At 63.1% G+C, this 12,591-nt stretch carries 10 protein-coding genes; 4 read left to right on the top strand and 6 right to left on the bottom strand.

Features of this window, described 5'->3' with window-relative positions:
* Positions 1 to 109 precede the first annotated feature (109 nt).
* Positions 110 to 355, top strand: a complete 246-nt coding sequence (locus ACWUI7_RS05690) for a DUF8151 family protein (protein ID WP_496641256.1) — start codon at positions 110 to 112, stop codon at positions 353 to 355.
* An 8-nt stretch (positions 356 to 363) separates the two neighbouring features.
* Here ACWUI7_RS05690 and ACWUI7_RS05685 read toward each other — a convergent pair whose 3' ends face one another.
* Complete coding sequence (locus tag ACWUI7_RS05685; protein ID WP_496641255.1) at positions 364 to 2,061, bottom strand: cryptochrome/photolyase family protein; 1,698 nt, start codon at positions 2,059 to 2,061, stop codon at positions 364 to 366.
* 108 nt (positions 2,062 to 2,169) lie between these two features.
* Between ACWUI7_RS05685 and ACWUI7_RS05680 the strand changes: the two genes are divergently transcribed.
* A complete protein-coding gene (locus tag ACWUI7_RS05680; protein ID WP_496641254.1) occupies positions 2,170 to 2,601 on the top strand; it encodes a hypothetical protein in 432 nt (143 codons plus the stop codon).
* Between the two features lie 39 nt (positions 2,602 to 2,640).
* Here ACWUI7_RS05680 and ACWUI7_RS05675 read toward each other — a convergent pair whose 3' ends face one another.
* The 4 genes from ACWUI7_RS05675 to ACWUI7_RS05660 form a co-directional block, all read right to left on the bottom strand.
* The gene (locus tag ACWUI7_RS05675; RefSeq protein WP_496641253.1) at positions 2,641 to 2,856 is read right to left on the bottom strand and encodes a hypothetical protein; all 216 of its coding nucleotides are present in this window, start codon (positions 2,854 to 2,856) and stop codon (positions 2,641 to 2,643) included.
* A 616-nt stretch (positions 2,857 to 3,472) separates the two neighbouring features.
* Positions 3,473 to 6,616 carry an adenosylcobalamin-dependent ribonucleoside-diphosphate reductase gene (locus ACWUI7_RS05670; protein WP_496641252.1) on the bottom strand — a complete coding sequence of 1,048 codons (3,144 nt, stop codon included), beginning with the start codon at positions 6,614 to 6,616 and terminating at the stop codon, positions 3,473 to 3,475.
* 431 nt (positions 6,617 to 7,047) lie between these two features.
* Complete coding sequence (locus tag ACWUI7_RS05665; RefSeq protein ID WP_496641251.1) at positions 7,048 to 9,321, bottom strand: CDC48 family AAA ATPase; 2,274 nt, start codon at positions 9,319 to 9,321, stop codon at positions 7,048 to 7,050.
* Positions 9,318 to 9,569: a DUF7127 family protein gene (locus tag ACWUI7_RS05660; RefSeq protein ID WP_496641250.1), complete on the bottom strand. Its 252-nt coding sequence runs from the start codon at positions 9,567 to 9,569 to the stop codon at positions 9,318 to 9,320. Before ACWUI7_RS05660 ends, ACWUI7_RS05665 begins: the two co-directional genes overlap by 4 nt.
* A 210-nt stretch (positions 9,570 to 9,779) precedes the next feature.
* On the opposite strand from ACWUI7_RS05660, the gene ACWUI7_RS05655 reads away from it, so the two are divergent.
* Positions 9,780 to 10,154 (top strand): Hsp20/alpha crystallin family protein, encoded by a 375-nt coding sequence (locus ACWUI7_RS05655; RefSeq protein ID WP_496641249.1) that lies wholly within the window; start codon positions 9,780 to 9,782, stop codon positions 10,152 to 10,154.
* A gap of 3 nt (positions 10,155 to 10,157) precedes the next feature.
* Positions 10,158 to 11,831: an ABC1 kinase family protein gene (locus tag ACWUI7_RS05650; protein ID WP_496641248.1), complete on the top strand. Its 1,674-nt coding sequence runs from the start codon at positions 10,158 to 10,160 to the stop codon at positions 11,829 to 11,831.
* 28 nt (positions 11,832 to 11,859) lie between these two features.
* Here ACWUI7_RS05650 and ACWUI7_RS05645 read toward each other — a convergent pair whose 3' ends face one another.
* On the bottom strand, positions 11,860 to 12,588 hold the full coding sequence (locus ACWUI7_RS05645) for an FkbM family methyltransferase (RefSeq protein WP_496641247.1): 729 nt from the start codon (positions 12,586 to 12,588) through the stop codon (positions 11,860 to 11,862).
* Positions 12,589 to 12,591: the final 3 nt, after the last annotated feature.

The following is a 12,591-nucleotide window of genomic DNA, read 5'->3' as shown; positions in this document are numbered from 1 at the left end:
ACTCTCCGGTCAGCGCGGCTCGTGCCGGTACTCCCCCCGATTCGAGAGGCGGTCGCCACGAGACGACGCGGCCGAAACGACTATCAGGTCGCGTCACCGCCGCTGGGTCATGGCACGTATTCCGGAGTTCGCGGTCGAACTAGCTGAGCTCCTCGCTATCGTCGTCGGGTCTGGTGCGGCGTCGTTCATCGGTATTGAACTCGAACGCACCGCAGCTGCCGGCGCAGCGAACGGTGAGCTCGTTATGGCTCTCTGGGCGCTTGTGATGGGACTGGTCGCGCTCTACGTCGGCGTGGTCGCACTTGGCTACGAACAGGCGCTCCCCCGGATTCAGGCGCTTGTCGACGGCGTATAACCCGACGACTACAGCTCGCCGTCCGCGGCGAGCTCACGAACGCGTGCTGCCCGCTCACGGATCGCCTCCCACTCGTCTTCGTCTTTGTTATCCACGTGTGAGTACATCAGTCCCATCCGACCGGTCCCGCGAAGCGTCTCTTCGTTCGTCTTCAGAAAGTCCCAGTAGAGTGCGTTGAACGGACACGCTCCCTCGCCGGTCGTCCGAGATACCGCGTACGGACAGGACGCACAGTGGTCGCTCATGCGGTTGATGTAGTTGCCGGAGGCGGCATACGGCTTCGATGAGAGGACGTCCGTACCGAACGAGCCCATCGCGACCACGTTCGGCGTCGTCACCCAGTGGTAGGCGTCGACGAAGCCGAGGTGGAACCACTCGTTGAGCTCGCCCGGATCGGCGCCGTACACGAGCGCGAAGTTTGCGAGCACCATCAACCGCTCGATGTGGTGTGCATATCCGTACTCGCGGACGTGGCCGACTGCCTCCGAGAGACACTCCATGTCGGTGTCGCCGTCCCAGTAGAGCGACGGCAGCGACTCGGTCTGGTTCAGTTGGTTCGCCTCGACCAGCTCCGGCATGGCCTCGCGGTAGACGTGCCTGAGGAACTCCCGCCACCCGAGCACCTGCCTGATGAATCCCTCCGCCGCGTTGAGCGGAATCGGTCGGCGGTCGCCGTCGCTCGGGCTGCCCGTGCTGTCACCCGTATCGTCCGTGTTGCCGCCAGCCACGTCCGTGTTGCCGAACGCCGCAAGTGTGGTCGCCGTATCCCTGGTGGCTGCGTCCGGGTCGTACGCGCCCGGTTCGACACCTCGCTCGTCGTACGCCGCCTCGACCGCTCGCACCGGCTCGCGCGGATTCAGCAGGCCGAGGTTGATCGCCGGGGAGAGCAGTGAGTGCGCGAGAAACGGCTCGTCGCCCACCATCGCGTCCTCGTACCGGCCGAACGCGGGGAGCCGCCGGGTGAGAAAGTCGTTGAGCGCAGTCCGTGCCTCCGCGCGCGTCACCGGCCACGCGAACGAGTCGAGCGACGACGTCCCCCACGTGTCGAATCGGTCACACACCCACTCGTGCGTCTCGCGTGTCAGCGCGTCCGGCTCGAAGACGGGTCTGGCCGGCGGCTCCCAGTCGGCCGGTGGCGTCTCCTGATTGTGGTCGTCGTAGTTCCACTCGCCGCCGACCGGCTCGCCATCCTCGACGAGGACGCCTGTCTCTCGGCGAACGTGGCGATACCAGTGTTCTTGGCGGTAGGTCTGTGCTGCGGTGCCATCGTCGGCAACGAGCGGCTCGTCGTCGGCCGGCTCGTCGGCCCACGCCCGCCAGTCTGCTGGTGTCGTCCAGAAGAGCTCGTTCTCTCGCAGTCGCACAGACCCGTCCTTCGATTCGGCGAGGTCGCGGAGCCCCTCGCCGGCCCGGTGGCTCGCCGGCCGCATGAGCTCTAGTGTCGCGTCGGGGTGGTCTGCTAAGTAACACTCTAGTCCCGCACCGAACGAATCCGCCTCGATGTACGTCACCGAGTGGCCGCGCTCCCGGAGGTCCTCCCGAAAATGGCGCATTGCCGAAAAGACCAGGGTCAGTTTGTGTGTATGATACGGCCGTCGATCGGCGAAGTCATGTGCTTCGATCAGCAGTACGTCGTCGGCGTCCTCGAGCGCGTCGAGCTCGAGGTTCAACTGGTCGCCGAGCAGCCACAGCGTCGTCTCGGTCACACCGGATTCTACGGGGGCGAGCGGTATAGTTTCCGCGGCGGGCCATCCGGTGACGCAGGCCGACCCGAGAAACCAACCCTTTTCGGACCCCGACACGAACGCGAAGCCATGACGGACGACGAGACTCCAGAGCCGGAAGAGGAGCCGCCCGCAGAAGCGTCGGATGCAACCGACGAGGACGAGACCGAAAAGTCGTTCCGCGAGCGGGTCGAAGAGATCCGGGAGCGACGCGAACAAGAGCGCGAAGAGGGTGATCGACCCGACCCCGAAGAAATGATGGGCGGGGGCGGCCCGCCGGGGATGGGCGGCGGCGGTGGCGGTGGCAACCCCTTCGCGCAGATGATGTCCGGGATGATGGGCGGCGGTGGTCCTGGCGGTGCGGGCGGACCGCCTGGCATGGGTGGTGGCCGTCCCGATGAGGGTGGCGACGATAGTGCCGGCAACGAAGAGCTTGTCCGTGAGGTCAGACAGCTCCGCGACGAGGTGCGGGACGCGACCCGCCAGCTCCAGCGTATCGCGCAGGCGCTCGAAGACGACTAAGACGCTGGTCTCGCTCGGAACTGTCGCCAATCTTCGCAGTTAGTCGTCTTCTTGTAGGTGCTCAACTTGGGCTTCCAATCTGCCGACTTTTCGCTCGATTCGATCCAACCGTTCGCTCACACTCCCACCCGATCGAACCCAGAGGAGGACGTAGCCGAGTCCACCGAGGAATCCGATGAGAACCACGAGGTTAAGAGCGATAGCGAGCGCGACCAACAACAGCTCTGGAGCACCCGGAACTTGGAGGGGTATCATCGCTTTTGCAGTCAGCGAGAACCAGTATATGCCCTCGGGAGCGATCGCAGACTTCGGGCACACGATAGCATGCTGTCACGGTGAGGCGTTCGAGGTGGTGTGCAGACTGCGATCCGACACAGGGAACCGATGAGCGACATCTTCTCGAGCCGATTCTGTAGACGGCGATAGTGCCTGTGGAAACGAGATGGGACCCAACACCCGGAGGCTACTTGGCCACACCCTCCCCAGCCGACTCTATAGGTGTGTGATAGTGTTCGTGCAACCACCACGAGTTCGTGACGCCCGGACACCAATTACCGCCACACCCTCCCCAGCCGATTCTATACGACTGTGACAGTACCAGCGTGAACAACACGACCGCGCGACATCCGGACACGAGTTTCAGCCACACCCTCCCCAGCCGATTCACTCGTCGCCTGTGGCGACTCGCTCATCCCTCGCACGCGCTCGCGAGCCCGCCTCCAGCGCGCTCGCGAGGCGCGCGCCACCGCGATTGGGAGGGACAGCTGTCGATGTTCGTGCTGCGTCGCTCACTCGCTCCAGAATGCGGCTCACTCGCGGGTCCGCCGATGAATATGGTCAAAAAACCGCGTGCTGTGTTGGTGCCGCTACCTCAACACTCGGACCAGCCGCACGACTCACACGTCTTACAGCCCTCAGAGTAGTAGAGATTCATCGCTCCACACTCAGGGCACTCCGGCGATTCGCCGGCTGCGATGAGGTCGGTGGTGACGTCGTTAGTCGACTCACCGGTCGTCGGGCCGATCGATGCAGCGGGGTCGCCGCTTACCGCGCCGCCGTCAGTCTGGCCCGGGACGTCGACAGCGCTGTCAGCCGCTGTGCCCTCTTCGATGTCGTTGAGACTCTGTTGTTGGGGAATTCCCTTGTCGATCTCGTCATCGAGGTACCGCCGGAGTGCAGTACCGATCGCGTCCGGGATCGATTGGATCTGCTCGCCTTTGTCCCAGGCGACCTTCGGGCTCCGGGTGCCTTGCAGCTCGTCGACGACCTCTTCTGGGTCGACACCGGAGCGTAGCGCGGTCGAGATGACCTTCGCGAGTGCCTCGGTGAAGGAGTTGGTGTACCCACCGGAGTGGCCGATGTTCGCGAACAGCTCGAACGGCCGCCCCGCCTCGTCCTCATTGATCGTAACGTAGAGCTTGCCGTACCCCGTCTCGACGCGCTGGGTCACTCCAGAGAGCGAATCCGGACGCGGCCGGGTTTCAGTGTAATCTATCGCTGGCTCATCGGCCGACTCAAGAAGCCCAGCAATCTCCGTGTCTATCGCCGCCTGCACGTCGTCATTGTCCAAGAACGCCTCGACGCCGCCGAACACCTCGCGGATTTGTTCGACGATCGTTGCTGCGGCCTCGGTCTCGTCGGCGAACTCCGCGTTCTTCGCGCGGGTTGTGAGCACCTGCTTCGATCGGGTTCCGTCGCGGTAGACGGTGACGCCCTTGCCGCCGTGGTCGTAGATGTAACGGTACACCTCGTCCATGTCGGTAGCGTTGGCGTCGTTCGGGAAGTTACACGTCTTCGAGATGGCCGAGTCGACGCCCTCCTGGCAGGCACACTGGACGGCAGCGTGCTCGATGCCCGACAGCGAGGCGGTGACGACGAACAGCTCGCCGATCGCATCCGGAACCGTCGAGAGCCCCTCGACGCCGTCGAACTCGTTGGCCGCCATCTGCTCTTGGGCCTCGAGTTTGACCGCGTCAACGTCGATATCGTTGGCCTCCAGCGTTCGGAGGAAGTAATCGTCGAACTCGACGAGCATTTCGTCGCCTTGAACATCGTCGGAGACGTTCTTGTAGAAGGCGACGTTGTAGATGGGCTCACAGCCGCCGGTGGTGTTTCCGATCATCGACGTCGTGCCCGTCGGCGCGATCGTCGTGGTGTTGTGGTTGCGGATCGGGAAGCCGTCAGCCCAGTCGTCGGCGTCGAGACCCGTGTGGTGTTCGAACCACTCGCGGTACTCGGTTGGGTTCGCGTACTTCGACTCCGCCCAGTCGTTGAACACGCCGCGCTCTTCGGCGAGTTCGTGTGAGACCGCTTTCGACTCGTGGTTGATGTGCGTCATCAGCTGGCGGGCGACCTCGTTGCCCGCCTCAGAACCGTACTTCACGCCGAGCTGGATGTACAGCTGTGCGAGCCCCATGATGCCGAGCCCGATTTTCCGCATGTCGCGGACCGTCTGTTCGATCTCTTCGACCGGGAAGTCCGACATCGTGACGACGTTCTCTAAGAACCGGGTTCCGTACCCGATCCGCTCGTCGAACGTCTCGAAGTCGATCGCTTCCTCTAAGAACGCCTCGACGGCCGCCTCGTGGGTGTCGTACTCCTCGCTGTGTTCGTCACTCCAGACGCGCCAGTCGGGTGCGTCGAGGTCGGCGATCGTCGAGAGGTTGATGTGCCCGAGGTTACACGCCTCGTACTCCTCGAGCGGCTGTTCGCCACACGGATTTGTTGCAAGTATTCTATGGCTTGGATTTTCCTCAACGTCGAACGAATGCTGCTTGTTCACCCGCTCTAAGTAGATGATGCCCGGCTCACCGTTCTCGTAGGCGCCCTCTATCATGTCGTCCCACAGCTCTGCGGCGGGAATCGAGAGCACCTCGCCGACCTCGACGTACTCGCCGAGCCCGAACATCTCGTAGAGCTCTTTCGTCTCCGGGGTCGCGACGTGTGGCTCCTCGGTTCGTGGGTTGGTGAACGTGAACTCCTCGTCGTTGTACAGCGCCTTCATGAACTCGTCGGTGACGCCGACGCTGATGTTGAAGTTCGACAGGTGTCCCTCGACCGCGTTTCGGAGGTGTTCCGGTACCCGTCCCTCGTCGTCGATGAGCTCGCGCGCTTCTTCGAGCGCGTCCGCGAACGACGTGTGCGTGAAGTCGTCGGGATCGTTCAGCCGCAGCGAGTGAGCGAGCGAGACGTCCTTGTTCTTCGCGTGGATGAACTGGATGACGTCCGGGTGTGAGACGCGCATGACGCCCATCTGTGCGCCTCGACGGGCGCCACCCTGTGCGATCGTCTCGCACATCTGGTCGAACGTCCGCATGAACGTGATCGGCCCCGAGGCGATGCCGCCGGTGGACCCGACCGCGTCGCCGTACGGGCGTAGCTGCCAGAACGCATACCCCATGCCGCCACCGCTCTGAAACACCTCTGCGGCCTCTTTGGCCGTCTGGTGGATATCGGTGATGTCGTCGTCGGGTGAGTCAACGAAACACGCCGAGAGCTGCTGGAGTTCGTCGCCGGCGTTCATCAGCGTCGGCGAGTTCGGCATGAACGAGAGCGACTCCATCCCCTCGCGAAACGTCTCGGCCGTCTCCTCGACGTGCTCGCGGACGCCGGCTGGGAGCGATGGAACGATCGTCTCGTACGCGAACTTGTTGACGTTGTGCCCCGTGAGCGTTGTCTCTGCGTCGTCGTCAGCGGTGACACCGGCCCCGAACACCTCGGCGGCCAGCTCGTCGCGACGCGGATGGTCGGGCTTGATCTGGCCGGGAGTGACGGTGATTTCGACGCCATGGTTCTCGGCTTCGAACACCGCCTCCGCGAGCGCGACGTTGCGCGCCACACGGTCGAACAGCTCTTCTTGTGACTCGACGGGCTCGCCGTCCGCATCCTTCCGGAGATACCGAGCCGGCAGAATGTTGTGGTAGGCGTTGTCGGTCAGCCGTTTGGCGATGGTGTCGCCGGTCGTACGTTTGATAGGTAATTCGAGATCGCCGGCGGCGACGTTGTCGCTGCTCATTCGGCGATCACCGTTGGGGTGGTGTGTCGTGTCTGTGTCATTCGTGATGTGGGATACTGACGAGGCGGATGCTTGGTCGCTTCGATCCCTGGTCCATGGGCGGATTCTTATTTGACGGCTGATACACTGGCCGGCTGCGGTTGATAACGTCGAGAGTAGTTCGCATTTTCTTGTTGATGGCTGTCTACATAACGTTGGCCAGACCGTAGTGAAACTAAAACCGCTATGAGCAAATCGATTGACGTGAGCCGTATTTCAGCGGAAAAGAAGGGGTATTCGACCACCTCAACTGCGTCTCTGTCTGGACACACCGCGCCTCTTCTCACTGGTCGATCTCACCGGTAGCAGCAGACGGCAGCCGTTGACATCTCAAAATTCATATACGTATGGCGGTCGAAGCGGCTGTTACTTTTCACCGCCGACAGTCGCCGTCACTGGAAGGCGCCGTAGCCGGGGTCGGCGGGCTCTTCGACGGCCGACTGCTCGAACTGTTGTTCGATCTCATCGTAGCGCTCGCGGGTCTCTGGTGTGACGCTGGGGTTGACCTCTTCTAGTGCCTGCTCGAAGTGTGCCATCGTCACGCGCACGTTTCCAATCGACTCGCGGACCTCTTCTCGCGTGACGCTTCCGATAAACTCGCGTGACGCGCTCATTGAAGCCTCGCGAGCCACCGCTTCGAGGTCTGCTCCGACGTACCCCTCGGTCCGGCGTGCGATCGCCGCGAGGTCGACGTCGTCTGCGAGCGGCTTGTGTTCCGTATGGACGTCGAGGATCTTCCGACGTGCGTCCTCGTCCGGGACGGGCACGTGGACGTGCCGATCGAGCCGCCCCGGGCGAAGCAACGCCGAGTCGATCAGGTCCGGCCGGTTTGTCGTCGCGATTACGACGACGTCTTCGAGCGCTTCGAGTCCGTCGAGTTCGGTCAACAGCTGTGAGACGACGCGCTCGCCGACACCCGAGTCGGTTGTTCCGCCGCCGCGCTCGGTCGCGATCGAGTCGATCTCATCGAAGAACACGATCGTTGGCGCGTTCTCGCGGGCCTTGCTGAACACCTCGCGGACGCCCTTTTCGGACTCGCCGACGAACTTGTTTAACAGCTCCGGCCCCTTGATCGAGATGAAGTTCGACTCGCTCTCGTTGGCGACAGCCTTCGCGAGCAACGTCTTCCCCGTACCCGGCGGCCCGTACATCAACACGCCCTTCGCTGCGGCCATGTCAAGCTGGTCGAACACCTCGGGGTACTCGAGCGGCCATTGGATCGTCTCGCGAAGCCGCTCTTTTGTCGTCTCGAGCCCACCAACCTCGTCCCAGGTGACATCCGGTACCTCGACAAACACCTCACGCAGCGCGGAGGGCTCGATGCCCTTCAGTGCCTGTTTGAGGTCGTTTTCGGTGACTTGGATCGAGTTCAGCACGTCCGCGTCAATCTCGTCGCTCTCGAGGTCGAGCTGCGGCCGGATGCGCCGGAGCGCGTGCATGGCCGACTCCTTTGCGAGCGACTCGAGATCGGCACCCACGAACCCATGGGTGTTCTCGGCGTACGCATCCAAGTCGATCCCGTCTGCCAGCGGCATATTCCGTGTGTGGACCTGAAGGATCTCCTTGCGCCCGTCGCGATCCGGCACGCCAACCTCGATCTCGCGGTCGAATCGGCCGCCGCGCCGTAGCGCTGGATCGATAGCATCGACGCGGTTCGTCGCGCCGATCACGACGACCTCACCGCGCTCTTCGAGCCCGTCCATGAGCGAGAGTAGCTGGGCCACGACGCGTCGCTCCACGTCGCCGCCGGCCTCCTCCCGTTTCGGTGCGATGGAGTCGAGCTCGTCCATGAACACGATTGCAGGCGCCGACTCGGTTGCCTCCTCAAACACGTCCCGGAGCTGCTCTTCGGACTCGCCGTAGTACTTCGACATGATCTCCGGCCCCGAGATTGTGTGGAAGCTCGCATCGATCTCGTTGGCGACTGCCTTCGCGATGAGCGTCTTTCCGGTGCCCGGCGGCCCGTGGAGGAGGACACCCTTCGGCGGGTCGATGCCGAGTCGTTTGAACAGTTCTGGGTGCCGCATCGGCAACTCGATCATCTCACGAACCTGCTCTAGCTCGTCGTCGAGCCCGCCGATGTCCTCGTAGGTCACGTCCGGGGCACCGTCGGCGCCCGCCTCACCGCCCGCACCGGCGCCGCTCACGATCTCCTCTGCGGGCTTCTCTGCGATCTCGATTTCAGTCGTGTCGGTCACCACGACTGTCCCCGACGGCGCCGTGCCGGCGATCTTCAGGGGAACCGCCTGCGACTGTCCGCCCATGAAGCCGAACCCCAGCGGAAGCTGGACGTTTTGTCCCTCAGTGACGGGCTGTCCGCCGAGTTCACGCCGGATCAGCGCGTCGATGTTACCGCGAATGCCGAGTCGCTGTGGCAGTGCGACCGTGATCCGGTCTGCGGGCTCGACGTCGACCTGCTCGACGGTCACCCGATCGTCGATACCGACGCTCGCCTCTTGGCGAAGCTTTCCGTCGATGCGGATCACACCGCTTCCGTCGTCTTCGGGGTAGCCGGGCCAAACGCGCGCGATAGCTGCCCCCTCGGACGCCTCCACGCGAATGAAGTCCCCACCCGAAAGATCGAGCTCGTCGGCAGCGAGCCGATCGATTGCGGCGAGCCGCCGCCCGGCATCCTTCTGTTTTAACGGCTTGACGGTGAGGTTCATCGGTCCCCCTCGATAGTCACGACGCCGTTTCTCACCGTGACGTCCGTCGCCAGGCCGGGGAGATCGAACTCCGATTCGGCCGACTCGTCACCGTGCGTTATCACGAGTATCGCCGTCTCACCGACGGTGTCGACATCGATCGCCTCGTCGTCGACGCCGATGTCGGCGGCAACGGTCCATCGATCTTCGTACTCGTACCGACGCACGAGTGCGCTGTCGCCGGCCGACCGGGTCTGTCTGACAGTCATCCTAACCTCTAGTTAGGCGCGTAGATATATAAATAGATCGGTAAAAATCGCATGACGTGAGAAGATTTACTGGCGAGTGGTAGTATTGCGGTTCCGGGGCCGCAGCCGCGATCGGTGACGAGGGTGATGGCGCGTTGTGAACTCCGTTGTGGCTCGCTGACCCGGCACCGGTACCACAGCTTTTTCGCCGCGGCGTCCGTACCCCTATGTATGTCAGCGATACGTGACGCACTTCGGGATCTCCCGGAGGCGGTGTTTGCGGACCTGCTCGAATCCGACGACGAGTATGTTCTCGTCGTCGATCTCCCCGGGGCGACCGCGGAGACCACCGAGGTCCGATTCGAGGGCGGCCGGCTCTCCATCGAAGGACGCCGCGAGAAGTCGACCCCTGACGGCTTCCGTTACGTCCGCGAGGACCGATCACTGTTTCTTGATGCCGACATCCCACTCCCGCCTGATGCCAACGGTGACGCCGCGAGCGCGGCGCTTGATCGTGGTGTCCTCGAGGTGACGCTGCCTAAGCGTGCGACCGGTGACACCCGGCAGATACCGATCGGCGACGACGCCAACGAGACCGGCGCCTGACGGGTGGTGACGCTGGTCAACCTCCGCGCCTACTGGCGCTTTTTCGTCGTCATTCGGCGGTTCTCGCCGCTGATCGTCGCCTACTGGCGGGACCGGAAGCGGTTTTTCATCGTCGGTGGCAGCCGCGACGTTGACGAGGCGACCCAGCGGGACCGCGCCGAGATCCTCCTCGACATCCTACTCACTCTCGGACCGACCTTCATCAAACTCGGTCAGCTGCTCTCAACGCGCCCGGACGTGCTCCCGCCCGCGTACATTGAAGTGCTTGAGGGCCTCCAAGACGACGTGCCACCGGCCGGCTGGGAGGAGTCGAAACTGGTGTTGGAAGCGGAGCTCGGCCCCGTCGAAGAAACGTTCGACGACTTCGACACCGAATCGATAAGCGGCGCCAGCCTGGGACAGGTGTACATGGCGACGTACCAGGATGACGACGTGGCAGTAAAGATACGCCGCCCCGGGATCGAGACGCTCGTCGAAGCTGACCTGCGAGCGATCACGTGGTCGCTCCCGATTGTCAAGCAGTTTATCGGCGGCGGCCGCGCCTTCTCGATCGAGAACCTCTCTGAGGAGTTCGCAAAGACGATTCGCGAGGAGATGGACTATCGCCGCGAGCGCGAGATGCTTGAAGAGATCCGCGCAAACTTCGCGGATAACGACCGCATTCGTATTCCAACCGCCTACGAGTCGGCCTCCGGGCCGCGCGTCCTCACTATGGAGTACGTCGGCGGCACGAAGATTAGCCGCATCGACGAGCTTGATGCCGCCGGACTTGACCGCACCGCGATCGCCGAGACGCTCCAGGAAGTGTACCTGCAAATGATCGTCGACGACGGCGTCTTCCACGCGGATCCTCATCCCGGCAACCTCGCGGTCGCCGCCGATGGAACCGTGATCTTTTATGACTTCGGCATGTCCGGGCGCGTCGATCCGTTTATCCAGGAGAAGATCATCGACTTCTACGTTGCGGTCGCTAGACAGGACACCGACGCGATCCTCGACACTCTGATCTCGATGGGGACGCTCTCGCCAAACGTCGACCGCGACGTGATGGGTGAAGTGATGGAGCTCGCGATTGCCGATGCCCGCGGTGAACAAATAGAGCAGTACCGTGTCAACCAGATAATCGAGCAGGTTGAATCGACCATCTACGAGTTCCCGCTCCGGCTGCCGCGTAACCTCGCGCTTGTGTTGCGGGTCGCAACCGTCGTCGAAGGCGTGTGCGTGACCCTTGACCCAGAGTTTGACTTTATCGCAACCGCGACCGACTACCTCGAAGCGGAGGGTTACTACGAACAGACCGCCCGCGAACTCGCACAAGGGGCGGCGACACAGCTCCAGCGAACGACGGAGTCGCTTTTCACTGTCCCTCCGAAAGCCGAATCGTTCCTCGACCGTGCAAACCGTGGTGACCTCCACGTCGACGTCACCATCGAAGACGAGTCGCGCGTGCTCGACAAGCTGGCGATGCGGATTGCTTACTCGGTGCTCCTCGCTGTCGGGGTCCTTTCGGCGACGATTCTCTACTCGTTCGCCAACGAGTGGCGCCTCGCCGCAGTCGTCTTGGTCCTCGCCGCCCCGCTCGCGATCGCGCTGTACCGTTCGTTCCGTAACAAGCGTACGCTACCAGGGAACCCACAGTTCACCCGCCAGGGTATGCGCGAGCGACAAAACGACTGATAGATGCTTCACTCGGCCGGAGCCGGCCTCACCCGCGACACACCCACACGTCCTCACACACCTCGATGTCGTATCCCCGCTCTGTGAGCCACGCCCGGACGCGCGTGGTGTGTGCGTTCTCTGCGCCGTGGACTTCGACGACAAGCAGCGGCCGGTGTGTCTCGATCGTCGCTGCCGCGCCGCGTAGCACCGACAACTCGTGGCCCTCGACGTCGATCTTGAGTGCATCAGGCGCGGGGATCGGCTCCCCGCCGTGGCCACTAGCACCCGTTTTACCCTCGGTGCCGACGCCACGAACCAGATCGTCGAGCCGGTACACCGGAACTTGCTCGACACGCATGACACACGCACCCCACCGAGTCGCCTGTTCGCGATCGAATGCAGAGCACTTGGAGAACGACGAATGATAAAACGGCCGCGTAGTGTACTCGTTTCCGACACCGATCTGCCGGTGGTCAAGCCGCCCCTCGAGGTCGTTTCGCGCCGCGTTTCGCGTCAGTCGGTCGGCGCTCTCACTGTTTGGTTCTATTGTAACGACCCGGCGGTTAGTTCCCGCGGCTAGCGGGATTGCGTGCTCGCCAACGTGGGCGCCGACGTCGAGAATTACTGCGTCTGTCGGAGTCGCATCGAGCGCGCGCAGTCCGGGATCGTCTCCGTGGGGATTCGTGGGTTCATAGCTCCAGTAGGTGCCAGCAACGGTTCGCTTCGGGGTGGCGACGCCGACTGTATATGTGAGGTCTGTGAGCCGGTAGGCCATACG

Source organism: Halorubrum orientale (assembly GCF_059623105.1).
The sequence above is the reverse complement of the archived record's forward strand: the minus strand, read 5'-3'. Positions and strand labels throughout refer to the sequence as shown.